Source organism: Streptomyces albus subsp. albus (assembly GCF_000725885.1).
In the GTDB taxonomy this organism is placed as follows: domain Bacteria; phylum Actinomycetota; class Actinomycetes; order Streptomycetales; family Streptomycetaceae; genus Streptomyces; species Streptomyces albus.
Map to the genome: position 1 here is coordinate 110,062 of NZ_JODR01000017.1, position 14,470 is coordinate 124,531.

Here is a 14,470-nt window from a genome sequence, read left to right on the forward strand (position 1 = left end):
GAACCCGTGTAACGAACCGCGTGCTGCGGCCTCTAACGTGTGCGGGCCTCTCGCAGCGGCCCGCACCGCGACAGAGGGAAAGGGCGCAGGGTATGCACACCGTCGTCGAACGCGAACTGGAGATGAGGCTCGTCCTTGCACCTGAGCACAGCGTGGCCGTACCGGCCCGGCTCAGCTACCGCACGGACGACCCGTACGCCGTGCACGTGACCTTCCACATCACCTCCGAGACCCCCGTCCACTGGACGTTCGCCCGGGAGTTGCTGATGGAAGGGGTGACACAGCCGTGCGGGGACGGCGATGTGCGGGTGTGGCCGACGCGCGTCGGGACGCGGAAGGTCGTGTGCATGGCGCTCAGTTCGCCCCATGGGGACGCGCTGCTGGAGGCCGACTCGCCGCTGCTGACGGCGTGGCTCGACCGCACACTTCGGGTGGTGCCACCGGGCGAGGAGGCGGAGGCGATGAGTCTGGACGCGCAGTTGAGCGCGCTGCTTCAGCAGTGACCGTCCTGGGCACCGGCACCCGGGCGGCTCCGATTCCCCTCGTTCGGGTGACCGGTCAGGCGGCCGGTACGGCGCTGCTCTCCCGGGCGAACACGGCGGCGGTGTGGACGGCGCGGCCGGAGCGCCGCCCACCGGGAGCGAGCCGCCCGGCGGCGGCCCGGACCCCGGCGGACGGCGGGCCCCGCCGTCCGCCGGGGCGGAGACCGTCCGTCCGGCGGGCGCGCAGGGCCGTTCCCTCAGAAGACCTTGCCGGGGTTGAGGATGCCGTGCGGGTCGAAGACCTGCTTGATGCCGCGGTGCAACTCCAGGCTCACGGGGCCCAGTTCCTCGGCCAGCCAGCTCTTCTTGAGCAGCCCCACACCGTGCTCGCCGGTGATGGTGCCGCCCAGTTCGAGTCCCAGTTTCATGATCTCGTCGAAGGAGAGCCGTGCCCGGCGGGCCTCGTCCTCGTCGGAGGGGTCGAAGCAGACGGTCGGATGGGTGTTGCCGTCGCCCGCGTGCGCACACACCCCGATGGTCAGCCCGTGCCGTTCCGCGATCTGCGCCGTCCCCTTGAGCAGCTCGGCCAGCCGGGTGCGCGGCACGCACACGTCGTCGATCATCGAGGTGCCCTTGACCGCCTCCAGCGCGGTCAGCGCCGTCCGCCGCGCCGCGAGCAGCATCTCGGACTCGGCGGCGTCCTCGGCGGGCACCACCTGGGAGGCGCCCGCCGCCGTGCACAGTTCGCCGACGGCCTCCAGGTGCGGGCCGGGGTCGGGCGTGTCGAAGGCCGCCAGCAGCAGGGCCTCCGTCGTCTCGGGCAGCCCCATCTTCGTCATGTCGTTGACGGCGCGCAGCGTGGTGCGGTCCATCAGTTCCAGCAGAGAGGGGGTGTGTCCCGCCGCCATGATGCGGCAGACGGCGTCGCAGGCCGCGTCGGCGGAGGGGAACTCGGCGGCGAGCGCCAGTTGCCGGGGCGGCGCGGTCTTCAGCGCGAGGGTGGCCCGCACGACGATGCCCAGACTGCCCTCGGAGCCGACGATCAGCCGGGTGAGGTCGTAGCCGGCCACACCCTTGGCGGTGCGCCGGCCGGTGGTCAGCAAACGGCCGTCCGCGAGCACCACGTCGAGGCCCAGCACGTACTCGGCGGTCACGCCGTACTTCACACAGCACAGTCCGCCCGAGGCGGTGCCGATGTTCCCGCCGATGGTGCACATCTCCCAACTGGAGGGATCCGGCGGGTAGAAGAGTCCGTGTTCGGCCACGGCCCGGGACAGCGTGGCGTTGACGACGCCCGGTTCGACCACCGCGATCCGGTCGACGGGGTCGATGTGGAGGATGCGGTCCATCCGCACGAGGGAGAGCACCACGCACCCCTCGGTGGCGTTCGCCGCGCCGGACAGCCCGGTGCGGGCGCCCTGCGGGACCACGGGGACCCGCAGGGCGTTCGCGGTGCGCATGACGTGCTGGACCTGTTCGACGGTGCGCGGCAGGACGACGACCGCGGGGGCGCCGGCGGGGCAGAAGCCGGCCATGTCGTTGGCGTACGACCGGACGACATCGGGGTCGGTCAGCACCGCTTCGGCGGGCAGCCCCGCGGCCAGCCGTTCGATCAGCTCGCTCATGGCCCCCAGCCTGTCAGGGGCCCGCGCACCGCACCAGGGTCCGGGCGCGGGGAGCGGTCACAGGTTGCCGCGGCGCTCCTGTTCCCGCTCGATGGCCTCGAAGAGGGCCTTGAAGTTGCCCTTGCCGAAGCCCATGGAGCCGTGGCGTTCGATCATCTCGAAGAACACCGTCGGCCGGTCCTGGACGGGCTTGGTGAAAATCTGGAGCAGATAGCCGTCCTCGTCGCGGTCGACGAGGATCTTCTGCTCGCGGAGCGTCTCGACGGGCACCCTGGTCTCGCCGGCCCACTCGCCCAGCGAGTCGTAGTAGGCGTCGGGGGTGTCCAGGAACTCGACACCGGCCGCGCGCATGGCCTTTACGGAGGCGACGATGTCGTTGGTGGCCAGGGCGATGTGCTGGACGCCGGGGCCGCCGTAGAACTCCAGGTACTCGTCGATCTGGGACTTCTTCTGGGCGACGGCGGGCTCGTTGATGGGGAACTTGACCTTGCGGGTGCCGTCGGCGACGACCTTGGACATGAGCGCGGAGTACTCGGTGGCGATGTCGTCGCCGATGAACTCCTTCATGTTGGTGAAGCCCATGACCTTGCGGTAGAAGTCCACCCACTCGTTCATGCGGCCGAGTTCGACGTTGCCGACGCAGTGGTCGATGGCCTGGAAGAACCGCTTCCGGGGCGGCGCGACGATCGGGTCGGCGGCGACGAAGCCGGGCAGGTAGGGGCCGTCGTAGCCGGTGCGTTCGACCAGGGTGTGGCGGGTCTTGCCGTAGGTGGCGATGGCGGCCCGTACGACGGTGCCGTGCTCGTCCTTGGTCTCGTAGGGCTCGTCGATGCCGCTGGCGCCGTGCTCGAGGGCATAGGCGTAGGCGGCGCGGGCGTCGGGCACCTCGATGGCGAGGTCGATGATGCCGTCGCCGTGGGCGGCCACGTGGTCGGCGAGGAAGCGGCCCCATTCGGTGGTGGGCCGGATGACGGAGGTGAACACGAAGCGGGCGGAGCCGGATTCGAGGACGTAGGTGGCCGTCTCCCGGCTGCCGTTCTCGGGGCCGGAGTAGGCCACGGCCTTCATGCCGAAGGCGGTCGAGTAGTAGTGCGCCGCCTGCTTGGCGTTGCCGACGGCGAAGACGACTGCGTCCATTCCCTTGACCGGGAAGGGGTCTGCCTGCCGTGCGGTCTGCGGGGTTTCTGCCTGCGGGGTCTGCGAGGGCTGTCGCGGAGTCTCCGAAAACACAGTCATGGGCGGAAGCGTCGCCTCGGGCCGCAAGGTGCGCAATAGTTTGCGTTTTGGCTGGGCAATCTGTTCAGCAGAACCGGCGATCGGGCGGACGATGTGCACAATCTGCGCATCGTCCCGCCGCCCTAACCGTTCAACTACGGAGAGGCAACCCATGGCCATCGACCGATTGGACGCGCGCCTGCTCGAACTGCTCGCCGACGAACCCCGGATCGGGGTGCTGGAGCTCTCCCGACGGCTGGGAGTGGCCCGCGGCACCGCGCAGGCCCGGCTCGACCGGCTCACCGCACGCGGCGTCATCCGCGGCTTCGGCCCCCAGGTCGACCCCGCCGCCCTCGGCTACCCCGTCACCGCGTTCGCCACCCTGGAGATCCGGCAGGGCCAGGGCAACGACGTGCGCGCCCACCTCGCGGCGGTGCCCGAAGTGCTGGAACTGCACACCACGACCGGCAGCGGCGACATGCTCTGCCGCCTGGTGGCCCGCTCCAACGCCGACCTCCAGCGGGTCATCGACCGGGTCCTCGGCTTCGAAGGCATCGTCCGCGCCGCCACGGCCATCGTCATGGAGAACCCCGTGCCGCTGCGCATCGTCCCGCTGGTGCGGCAGGCCGCCGACGACGGCGACCCGCCGTAGCGGGCGCGCACGGTTGCGGGCGACGGCCCGCTGTGGCACGCACCGCCGGGAGCGGCGGCCCACTGCGGCGGCGCCCGCTCCGGCCGCTGGTGACCTCGCCCCCAGCCGCCGACGCCCCGCCCTCTAGCAGCCGGGGACCTCGCCGCCCGTGCGGATCTCCTTCAGCGCGTCCAGCGCGCCCTTGAGCGTGCCGACCGGAACCAGCCGCAGCCCCTTGGGCGTCAGCGAGCCGGCCTCACCGCACTGCGAGCGGGGGATCAGGAAGTAGCGGGCCCCGTCCCGGCGGGCCGCCTGCATCTTCAACGGCACCCCGCCCACCGCGCCGACCTCGCCCTTGGCGTCGATCGTGCCGGTGCCCGCGACGGTACGGCCCCCGGTGAGCCCACCCGGGCCCGCGCCGTTGCCGTCCAGTTTGTCGACGATGCCCAGCGCGAAGAACAGTCCGGCGCTCGGACCGCCCACATCCCCCAGCCGCAGTTTGACGTGCACGTCCTTCGGCGACCTGTGCACCTGGCGCAGCGCAGCGGTGACGGCCGCCCGCTGCGAGTCCTTCATCTCCTTGTCGATGCGCCGCTCGGCGTCCTCCGTGTCGCCGCCGCCCGGGTAGACCGCGTCGCGGGGCATCACGGCCCGGTCGTCACGGAACCAGGCCCGCACCACGTCCGGCAGCCGCACCTTCGCGTCGGGCAGCGTCGCCGCGATGGTCACCGACAACAGCCGCCCCTTGTCGGCGGCCTTCCCCGTGGCACCTTCGGCGCCCTCGACGGAGATCACCGGCTTGCCGCCGTGCTTGCCGAGCACGTTCGCGGTCTCGCCGGGCTGGGTGAGCGAGAACGGCAACGGGACGAACACCGCCACCACGAGCAGCAGGACGACGGGCAGGGCGCAGAGCGCCAGCGTGCCGCCACGGGTGAGACGCGGGCTGCCGGGCCGGGCGGGCCGGGTACTGCTGGATTCGGACACCCCCGCAATCTACCGACTGCGAGCGGCCCGGCCCGCATCCCCCCGCACCGCCCGCGGCCCGCCCGCCGGACACCCCGCGACGATCTACCGGACGCACGCCCGAGCGGGGCGACCGAGCGGGAGGGCGGGGGCGCCATGACCGAGCAGGCGCGCGGGCGGCGCGAACCAGGGGCGCGCAACCGAGCGCAGGCGCGGGGCGCGAGGCCGACCAGGCACGAGGCCCGAGACCGGCAGGGCGCGGGGGCCCACATTCAACACCCACGGAACCCACCACCGGCAAGGCGCGGAACCCACCACCGGGCAGCCACGGAGCCCAGCCCCGACAAGGCACGCGCTCGAACGCGAGCAGGCGCACAAGCGGCAGCGCACCAGCTGACGACCAGTTGCAGCGCGCACGGCCGCACAAGCGCGTGAGCGGCGGAACGTGAGCGGCGGAAGGGGCGGAGGGCAGGGAGCCCACCCCCGGCGAAGCACGAGCGCGAGCACGAACGGCGAGCGCACCAGCGGACGAACAGACGCAGGACGCAAGCCCGAGCAGGCGCCGAGCGCAAGCCCGCACAAACGCGCGCGGCGGTGGGGCCGAACGGCGAGGCGCCCCGAGGAGCCGGACGGGGGCCCCGTGGGGCCAGAAGGCGGGGCGCCCCCGTAAGGGCGCCCCGCCGTCGGTTCAGCGCAGGGCGTCGGCCACCTGGTTGGCGGCCCGCACCACGCGGTGTCCCACTTCCTCGGCCACCGTCTCGCACAGCATCACCACGCCCACGCTGCCCTCGATGCCGTTCACCCCCAGCACGGGGGCGGCGGCCCCGCTGGCCCCCGCCTCCAGTTCGCCGTGGGTGAGCACGAAGCCGTGGCCGCGCTCGTGGTCCGGTCTGCGGCCGGCGAGTATCGCCCGCCCCGCCGCCCCCCGGTCGAGCGGATGCCGGAATCCCGTACGGTAGGCGACGTGATAGTCCGTCCAGCTCGGTTCGACGACGGCGACGGCCAGCGCCTCGCTGCCGTCGACCAGAGTCAGATGGGCGGTGGCGCCGACATCCTCGGCCAGCGAACGGAGCGCGGGCAGCGCCGCCTCCCGCACCAGCGGGTGCACCTGGCGGCCCAGCCGGAGCACCCCGAGTCCGACCCGGGCCCGGCCGCCCAGGTCGCGACGGACCAGGGCGTGCTGTTCCAGGGTGGCCAGCAGCCGGTAGACCACGGTGCGGTTGACGCCGAGCTTGTTGGACAGCTCGGTGACGGTCAGACCGTGGTCGGTGTCGGCGAGTAACTTGAGGACGCGCAGCCCTCGGTCGAGCGTCTGAGAGGTCTCCGCGGTCACGACGCCCCCCTCCCTCGGGTGAGTGACGGCAGCCGCGGATGCGGACGCACCGGGGGCCTTCTCCCCGGCCCCCGGCCTGGGTCGGTACCCCGAGCGCAGCGCTGGAGGCCGCCGGTCGCGGTGGCACTGGCAAGAGCTGTTGCGTTGGAGCAAGCTGGGCAAGCTGAGTGTCAACGAATAACCGGCCGCCCGTGGCAGAGGCCGCCACGGGGCGTGTGTCCGAGGAACTTAGCGAGCAGCACCGCTGACCGGAAGAGTCTGTCCAGAATCCGGTCCCGTGGTGCCCGCTTTCACCAGGAACGTCCCCGAACCGCCGCATCCTCCACGGGGGACCGCCCAGGGGGCGGGACCAGGTCCGGCGGGGGCTACTTCATCCGGGTGGCCCACTCGCGGACCTTGGCGATCCGCGCCTCGATCTGCCCGGCCGTCGCCTCCGCGGTGGGCGGCCCGCCGCACACCCGGCGCAGCTCGTTGTGGATCACCCCGTGCGGCTTGCCGCTCTGGTGCACATAGGCCCCGACCAGGGTGTTGAGCTGCTTGCGCTTCTCCAGCAGTTCCTTGTGCGTGACCACCGGCCGCTTCTCCGCCGGCATCTCCAGCAGGTCCGCCTCGCTGTCCGGCTTCTTCCTGCTGTGGGCGAGCTGCCGCGCCTGCCGCTTCTGGAGCAGCAACTGCACCTGCTCGGGCTCCAGCAGGCCCGGGATGCCCAGGTAGTCCTGCTCCTCCTCGCTGCCGGGGTGGGCCTGCATGCCGAACTCGGCACCGTCGTACATCACCCGGTCGAAGACGGCGTCGGACTCCAGTGCCTCGAACGGCAGTTGGTCCTGCTCGCCGGTGTTCTCGTCCTGCTCCCGCTCGGCCTCCTTGAGCAGGTCGGCCTCCTCGGCGTACGGGTCCTCCTCGCCGCCCTTCTTCGGCTTGTCCAGGACGTGGTCGCGCTCGACCTCCATCTCGTTGGCGAAGGTCAGCAGCGAGGGCACCGTCGGCAGGAAGACGGAGGCGGTCTCGCCGCGCCGCCGGGACCGTACGAAACGGCCGACCGCCTGCGCGAAGAACAGCGGCGTGGAGACGGTGGTGGCGTACACGCCCACCGCCAGCCGCGGCACGTCCACCCCTTCGGAGACCATGCGGACGGCGACCATCCAGCGGTCGTCGGGGTTCTCCGAGAGGCGGAAGTCCTCGATGCGCTGCGAGGCGCCCGCGTCGTCGGAGAGCACCACCGTCGGCTTGGTGCCGGTGATGCCGCGCAGCAGCTTGGCGTAGGCGCGGGCCTGCTCCTGGTCGGAGGCGATGACCAGACCGCCCGCGTCCGGCACCGCCTTGCGGACCTCCGTCAGCCTGCGGTCGGCGGCGCTCAGCACGGCGGGCATCCACTCGCCGCGCGGGTCCAGCGCGGTGCGCCACGCCTGCGAGACCGCGTCCTTGGTCATCGGCTCGCCCAGCCGGGCCGCGATCTCGTCCCCGGCCTTGGTGCGCCAGCGCATGTTGCCGCTGTAGGAGAGGAAGATGACGGGCCGCACCACGCCGTCGGCCAGCGCGTTGCCGTATCCGTAGGTGTAGTCCGCGACGGAGCGGCGTACCCCGTCGCCGTCCTCGGCGTACTCGACGAACGGGATCGGATTGGTGTCGCTGCGGAACGGGGTACCGGTCAGCGCCAGCCGGCGGGTGGCCGGCTCGAACGCCTCCAGACACGCCTCGCCCCACGAGCGGCTGTCGCCGGCGTGGTGGATCTCGTCGAGGATGACGAGGGTCTTGCGCTGCTCCACGCGGTTGCGGTGCAGCATGGGCCGCACGCCCACACCCGCGTAGGTGACGGCGATCCCGTGGTACTCCTTGCTCAGCGGCCCGGCGCTGTAGTCCGGGTCCAGCTTGATGCCGACCCGGGCCGCTGCCTCCGCCCACTGCTTCTTGAGGTGCTCGGTCGGCGCGACGACGGTCACCTGCTGCACCACGTGGTGGTGCAGCAGCCACGAGGCCAGCGTGAGGGCGAAGGTCGTCTTGCCCGCGCCCGGCGTCGCCACGGCGAGGAAGTCGCGCGGCTGCCGCTCCAGGTAGGAGTCCATCGCCGCCTGCTGCCAGGCGCGCAGCTTGCTGGCCGTGCCCCAGGGGGCGCGGCCGGGGAAGGCGGGCGACAGGTGGTGATTGCTGCTCGGGGTGGTGGGGGTGGTAGTCACGGTCTCCGGTACGACGGGGTCGGTTGCGGCGGCCGGTGAGCTCGGCCGTCGCCACCCTACCGGGGGCGCGGAACCCCTCGGACGGGACCGGCCACCACCCGGCCACCGGGCCGGCGCCGCCCCGCCCCGTCGGGCCGAGGCGCGGGCGCGACCGCCTTGTTGCCGCTGTGAGCGGGCTGGGCGACACGCACCCGAAGTCGTTGTCATGCACCGGCCACCTCGGTACGGTGGCGGGCCACAGGCGCCTCAGCTCCATCCCCCCACACCAGGAGCAGCCATGTCCCCCCACACCCCTGAGCGCGGGCGCAGCCGCCCGCGCACCGTCACCCTCTCCCTCGCCGCCGCGGCGGTGGCGCTCGCGACCGGCCTCACCGGCCCGGCGGCGACGGCCACCCCGCCCGTGCCCGGCGAACCCGGGCCCTCCATGAACGAGTCCTTCGCCACGGCCGCCGAGGAGTACGGCGTCCCCCGCGACGTGCTGGCCGCCGTCGCCTACGGCGAGACCCACTTCGACGGCCACGCCGGAAAGCCCAGCCAGGCGGGCGGCTACGGCGTGATGCACCTCGTCGGCAACCCCGCCCGGCACACCCTCCAACAGGCCGCCCGCCTCACCGGGGAGCCCGTCTCCGAACTGCGGCGCGACACCGACGCCAACATCCACGGCGGCGCCGCCGTGCTGCGCGCCCACGCCGACTCCCTGGGCATGACCCGCGCCCAGCGCCGCGACGTGGACGCCTGGTACCCGGCCGTCGCCCGCTACAGCGGCGCCCGGGCCGGCACCGCACGGCTGTACGCGGACACCGTCTACGACCTGCTCGCCCACGGCGTACGGGGCACCGCGCCCGACGGCGAACGGATCACCGTCCCGGCCCGCGACGTCCACCCCGACAAACAGACGGCGGGCGCCGCACCGGAGAAGGCGCCCCGGAGCCCCGACTACCCCGACGCCGCATGGGTGCCGGCCGACCCCGCCAACTACGCCGAGGGCCGCGCCGAACAGCTCGACAAGATCGTCATCCATGTGACGCAGGGCTCCTACGCGGGATCCATCAGCTGGTTCCAGAACCCCGAGGCCAAGGTCAGCGCCCACTACGTGGTCCGCTCCAGCGACGGCGACATCACCCAGATGGTGCGCGACGCCGACACCGCGTACCACGCCAAGAGCGCCAACGCCTCCTCGCTGGGCATCGAGCACGAGGGCTACATCGACGACCCGTCCTGGTTCACCGACGCCATGTACCGCTCCTCCGCCGCGCTCACCCGCCACCTGGCCGACAAGCACGGCATCCCGCTCGACAGGCAGCACATCATCGGGCACAGCGAGGCACCCGGCAACGACCACACCGACCCGGGCGAGCACTGGGACTGGGACACCTACATGGAGCTGGTGCGCGAGGGCTGAGCCCGGCGCGGGGCCGCCCTCCGGCTCGGGCCCACCGCCGTGCGGATCAGGTCCGCCGCCGTGCGGGTCGAGGGCACCGCCGTCCGGCTCGGGCGCACCGCCGTGCGGAACAAGTCCGCCGCCGTCCGGCTCGGGTCCGCCGCCGTGCGGACCGGAGGCACCGCCGTCCGGATCGGGGACCACCGTCGCGCGGAACAGCTCCGCCGTCGTCCGGCTCGGGGCCAACGTCGTCCGGCTCCGGGCCACCGCCGTCCGGCTTAGGACCGGCGGCCGAGGGGCCGCCGCGACCGAGGTAGGTGCCGTCCGTCCGGTACGGCACTTACCTTGGTGTACATGCGTGCGACGGATGATCCTTCGGAAGCGAAAGAGCCGGCGGCCCCCCGCCGGGAGTCCGTGCTCGGTGCCGCGCACCGGCCGCTGACCCTCGGCATCGTCTCCGTCGTCCTCCTCATCGCGTTCGAGGCCACCGCCGTCGGCACGGCGATGCCGATGGCCGCCGACGAGCTGAACGGCATCTCGCTGTACGCGTACGCCTTCTCCGCGTTCTTCACCACCAGCGTCGTCGGCATGGTCGCCTCCGGCCAGTGGTGCGACCGGCGCGGCCCGCTGCCCCCGCTGGCCACCGGCATCGTGCTCTTCGGCGGCGGACTGGTGCTCTCCGGCACGGCCGTCACCATGTGGGCGTTCGTACTGGGCCGCGCCGTCCAGGGCATCGGCGGCGGACTGGTCATCGTCGCCCTGTACGTCACCGTCAGCCGCGCCTACCCCGAACATCTGCGGCCCACCGTGATGGCGTCCTTCGCCGCCTCCTGGGTGGTGCCCTCCATCGTCGGCCCGCTGATCTCCGGCACCGTCACCGAGCACCTGGGCTGGCGCTGGGTCTTCCTCGGCATCCCCGCACTCGTCGTGGTGCCGCTGCTGGTGATGCTGCCGCCGCTGCGGCGCCGGGCGTCCGGCCCGCCCGAGGGCGCCGACCCCGCCGCTCGCGGCGACGCGCGGCGCATCCGGCTCGCGGTCGCCGTCGCGCTGGGCGCCGGCCTGCTCCAGTACGCCGGCCAGGACCTGCGCTGGCTCTCCCTGCTGCCGGCCGTCGCCGGACTCGCGCTGCTGGTGCCGTCCTTGCGCGTCCTGCTGCCGCGCGGCACCGCGCGGGCCGCACGCGGACTGCCCGCCGTCGTCCTGCTGCGCGGTATGGCCGCCGGCTCCTACATCGTCGCCGAGAGCTTCGTCCCGCTGATGCTGGTCACCCAGCGCGGGCTGTCCGTGACCATGGCCGGCCTCACCCTCGCCGCCGGGGGTCTGCTGTGGGCGCTGGGCTCCTTCACCCAGTCCCGGCCCGGCATGGAGCGCCACCGGGAACGCCTGGTGCGGATCGGCATGGCGCTGGTCACCCTCGCCCTGGTCTGCGCGCCGCTGGTGCTGTTCGAGCCGGTGCCGGTGTGGGTCCTCACCCTCGCCATGGGCATCGGCTGCTTCGGCATGGGAATGATCATCTCCTCGCTCAGTGTGTTGATGCTGCGGCTGTCGGCCCCCGAGGAGGCCGGTCGCAACTCGGCGGCGCTGCAGCTGTCCGACGGCCTGTCCAACGTGCTGCTGCTCGCCCTCACCGGTGCCGTCTTCGCCGCCCTCGGCGGCGGCTCGGTGACCGTGGGCACGGCCGGGGCCGGCGCCCACGACGCGGCCGGTGCGACCGGCCGGCCCGCCGCTTTCGCCACCGTCTACCTCGTCGCCGCCGTCGTCGCGCTCGCCGGTGTGTGGGTGGCCGGCCGGCTGCGTCCCGCCTCCGGGAAACCGGCGCCCGGCCCCGTCCTCGAACAGCCCGCCGGCACCACCCAGCCCGCCGGCCGCACCGGGCCCGCCGACCCCGCCCAGCCCACCGGGACACCCGAGGCCACGGCCCCCGCCGACTGACGGCCGGCCACACCCGTCCCACCCGGCCCGGCAGGGTTCACCAGCGGTTTCCCCCGGCAGCGGACCCGCCCCCAAATTGCGCTTATGGTGCTCTCATGTTCGACTCGCGGCACATCAGGACCTTCCACGAAGTGGTGCGCGCGGGCTCCTACACCGCTGCGGCCCGGGCCCTGGGCTACACCCAGCCCGCCATCACGCAGCAGATGAAAGCGCTGGAACGGTCCGTGGGGACGCCGCTGTTCGTCCGGGTCGGACGGCGGATGCGGCTCACCGAGGCCGGTCAGACGCTGGCGCGGCACGCCGAGGTGATCCTCGACAGCATCAGCACCGCGCAGCAGCAGATGGAGTCGCTGACCCGGCTGCGCTCCGGAAAGGTCACCGTCTGCGCCTTCCCCAGCGCGAGCGCCACCCTCGTCCCCGAGGCGCTGGCCGCACTCGCCGTCGCGCACCCCGGCATACGGGTCGGGCTGCGGGAGGACGAGCCGCCCGAGTCGCTGCGGCGGGTGGTGCGCGGCGAGAGCGACATCACCCTCGCGTTCACCTACCCCGGCCTGCGCGAACAGGTGCCCGAAGAGCTGGTGGAGATACCGCTGCTGGAGGACCAGCTGACCGTGCTGCTGCCCACCGGCCACCCCATGGCCCGGCGGCGCGCCGTCAAACTGGACGAACTCGCCGGCGAACGGTGGATCGCCGGCTGTCTGCGCTGCCGGGCCAACTTCCTGCACGAATGCGCCGAACTGGGTTTCGCCCCCGAGATCGCCTTCAGCACCGACGACAACCTGGTCGTGCAGAGCCTCGTCGCCGAGGGACTGGGCATCGCCATGGTGCCCGGCCTGGTGCTCTCCTTCCTCGTCCACAAGAAGGTCACCGGCCGGGCCCTGGACCCCGCCTCCCGCCGCCAGGTCTCGGCGTACGTGCTGCGCGAACACCTGCACGTCCCGGCGACCGCCCGCGTCCTCGCTGCGCTGCGGGAGGCGGCGGAGCGGCGCGTGGGGTGCTGAGACGGCGGCCCGCTTCCCGGGCGCCGAACCATAAGCGGCCGTGAGGGAAACCCCAACGAACCGTCGTTGGACGTCATGGAAGGGCGGCACGACCCTGCCCGTATGACAGCGACGACGACCCGGACCTTCCCGCCCGTCACCGCCCGGATGCGCACCCTGATCGACGACGTGCGCGAGGCCGTCGGCAGGGGGCTGCCCCCGGACGTGACCGCGTACCTGGTCGGCGAGAAGCTGACGCCCCACCTGGGCGCCGAGGACCTGCTGACGGCGGCCCAGCGCGAACCCGACCCCGCGCACTACCGCCAGCACGTGCTGCACGCCGAGAGCGACGGCAGCTTCTCCGTCGTCGCCCTGGTGTGGCTGCCCGGCCAGGGCACCCCCGTCCACGACCACGTCTCCTGGTGCGTCACCGGCGTCCACCGGGGCGAGGAGCACGAACGCCGCTACCGGCTGCTGCCCGCCGAGGCGGCCGGCGGCAGCGCCCGGCTCGTCGCCACCGAGGACGTCGTCAACCCGCAGGGAGCCGTCTGCGGGTTCGCGCCGCCCGGAGACATCCACCGGGTGTGGAACGGCGGCACGGGACTCGCCGTCTCCCTGCACCTGTACGGCGCCGACATCTCACGCCTGGGCAGCAGCGTCCGCCGCGTGTACGACCTGCCCGCCGACGCCTGATGGCGCTGCTGGGAAACCGCGCCGGCACCACCACGCCCACCGGGAAGCCGCCCGCCGCACCGGCCCGCCGGCCGAGCCGGCTGCCGGGGCTGGCCCTGGCCGCACTGGGCGTCGCCGCCGCCTCCGCCGTGCACCTGCTGGTGCCCGCCGTCCCCATGCTCACGGCGGCCGTCGTGCTGGGCGTCGCCGCCGCCCACCTGCCCGGGCTGCGCACCGTGGTGCGCGGCACCGCCCGCCCCGGTCTCACCCTGGCGGGCAAACGGCTGATGCGGCTGGGCATCGTGCTGCTGGGCCTCGAACTGAGCGTCGGCGACGTACTGGGACTCGGCTGGGCGACCGTCGTCATGGTGCTGTGCGTGGTGGCCGCCACCTTCGCCGGCACCGTCTGGCTCGGCCGCAGGCTGGGTCTGCGCGGCGACCAGCCGGTGCTCGTCGCCACCGGCTACTCCATCTGCGGGGCCTCCGCCATCGGCGCCGTCAGCGATGTACGCGGCAGCGACGAGGAGGACGTGGCCACCTCCGTCGCCCTCGTCACCCTCTGCGGCACCCTCGCCATCGCCGTCCTGCCCCTGCTGCACGGGCCGCTGGGCCTGGACGCGGACCAGTTCGGCCGCTGGGTCGGCGCGGGCGTCCACGACGTCGGCCAGGTCGTGGCCACCGCACAGACCGCCGGTCCCGACGCGCTCGGCCAGGCCGTCCTGGTCAAGCTGCTGCGCGTGATGATGCTCGCCCCGCTGGTCGCCGCCATGGTGGTGGCGGTACGCCGCCGCAAGGGCACCGCACCCGGCGACAAACGGCCCCCGCTGGTGCCGCTGTTCGTCGTCGGCTTCCTGGCCGCCGTCGCCCTGCGCACCACGGGGCTGCTGCCCGGCCCCCTGCTGGACGGTGCCGCCCGCGTGCGGGAACTGCTGCTGGCCGCCGCCCTCTTCGGCCTCGGCAGCGCCGTGCACCTGCCCACCCTGGCCCGCACCGGCACCCGCGTCGCCGCCCTGGGGCTGGGCTCGTGGATCGTCGTCGCGGGCGTCTCCTACGGCGGCGTGCTGCTGACGACCTGAGCCCGC

11 protein-coding genes and 1 pseudogene are annotated in these 14,470 nt (G+C 73.3%); 7 read left to right on the forward strand and 5 right to left on the reverse strand.

The genetic code is table 11. The features are described 5' to 3' along the window. Positions 1 to 92 precede the first annotated feature (92 nt). The gene (locus IO40_RS0120425; protein WP_016469209.1) at positions 93 to 503 is read left to right on the forward strand and encodes an SsgA family sporulation/cell division regulator; all 411 of its coding nucleotides are present in this window, start codon (positions 93 to 95) and stop codon (positions 501 to 503) included. Between the two features lie 236 nt (positions 504 to 739). On the opposite strand, the gene IO40_RS0120430 is transcribed toward IO40_RS0120425, so the two are convergent. Both IO40_RS0120430 and hppD read right to left on the reverse strand, forming a co-directional pair. Continuing rightward, positions 740 to 2,107 carry an FAD-binding oxidoreductase gene (locus tag IO40_RS0120430; protein WP_016469210.1) on the reverse strand — a complete coding sequence of 456 codons (1,368 nt, stop codon included), beginning with the start codon at positions 2,105 to 2,107 and terminating at the stop codon, positions 740 to 742. 57 nt (positions 2,108 to 2,164) lie between these two features. Next, positions 2,165 to 3,244, reverse strand: coding sequence for a 4-hydroxyphenylpyruvate dioxygenase (gene hppD, locus IO40_RS0120435; RefSeq protein ID WP_225841802.1), 1,080 nt, complete (start codon positions 3,242 to 3,244; stop codon positions 2,165 to 2,167). 250 nt (positions 3,245 to 3,494) lie between these two features. Here hppD and IO40_RS0120440 point away from each other — a divergent pair, with 250 nt between their 5' ends. After that, positions 3,495 to 3,974 (forward strand): Lrp/AsnC family transcriptional regulator, encoded by a 480-nt coding sequence (locus IO40_RS0120440; protein ID WP_016469212.1) that lies wholly within the window; start codon positions 3,495 to 3,497, stop codon positions 3,972 to 3,974. 123 nt (positions 3,975 to 4,097) lie between these two features. On the opposite strand, the gene IO40_RS0120445 is transcribed toward IO40_RS0120440, so the two are convergent. The 3 genes from IO40_RS0120445 to IO40_RS0120455 all read right to left on the reverse strand — a co-directional run bounded on the left by IO40_RS0120445 (position 4,098) and on the right by IO40_RS0120455 (position 8,423). Continuing rightward, positions 4,098 to 4,937, reverse strand: a complete 840-nt coding sequence (locus tag IO40_RS0120445; RefSeq protein WP_016469213.1) for a S16 family serine protease — start codon at positions 4,935 to 4,937, stop codon at positions 4,098 to 4,100. 667 nt (positions 4,938 to 5,604) lie between these two features. Next, positions 5,605 to 6,249 (reverse strand): IclR family transcriptional regulator, encoded by a 645-nt coding sequence (locus IO40_RS0120450; RefSeq protein ID WP_016469214.1) that lies wholly within the window; start codon positions 6,247 to 6,249, stop codon positions 5,605 to 5,607. Between the two features lie 365 nt (positions 6,250 to 6,614). Beyond that, entirely contained in the window at positions 6,615 to 8,423 is a 1,809-nt protein-coding gene (locus tag IO40_RS0120455; RefSeq protein WP_016469215.1) for a DEAD/DEAH box helicase, read from the reverse strand. Positions 8,424 to 8,700: 277 nt separating this feature from the next. On the opposite strand from IO40_RS0120455, the pseudogene IO40_RS0120460 reads away from it, so the two are divergent. From IO40_RS0120460 to IO40_RS0120480, 5 genes and pseudogenes are all read left to right on the forward strand, one after another. Beyond that, positions 8,701 to 9,813 (forward strand): annotated as a pseudogene (locus IO40_RS0120460) (N-acetylmuramoyl-L-alanine amidase); the annotation flags it as partial. A gap of 345 nt (positions 9,814 to 10,158) precedes the next feature. Further along, on the forward strand, positions 10,159 to 11,736 hold the full coding sequence (locus IO40_RS0120465) for an MFS transporter (RefSeq protein ID WP_016469219.1): 1,578 nt from the start codon (positions 10,159 to 10,161) through the stop codon (positions 11,734 to 11,736). A gap of 95 nt (positions 11,737 to 11,831) precedes the next feature. Continuing rightward, positions 11,832 to 12,737, forward strand: coding sequence for a LysR family transcriptional regulator (locus IO40_RS0120470; protein WP_016469220.1), 906 nt, complete (start codon positions 11,832 to 11,834; stop codon positions 12,735 to 12,737). A gap of 102 nt (positions 12,738 to 12,839) precedes the next feature. After that, a complete protein-coding gene (locus IO40_RS0120475) occupies positions 12,840 to 13,409 on the forward strand; it encodes a cysteine dioxygenase family protein (protein WP_030407195.1) in 570 nt (189 codons plus the stop codon). Further along, positions 13,409 to 14,464: a YeiH family protein gene (locus IO40_RS0120480; RefSeq protein ID WP_031175882.1), complete on the forward strand. Its 1,056-nt coding sequence runs from the start codon at positions 13,409 to 13,411 to the stop codon at positions 14,462 to 14,464. The genes IO40_RS0120475 and IO40_RS0120480 overlap by 1 nt, the downstream gene beginning before the upstream one ends. Positions 14,465 to 14,470 lie beyond the last annotated feature (6 nt).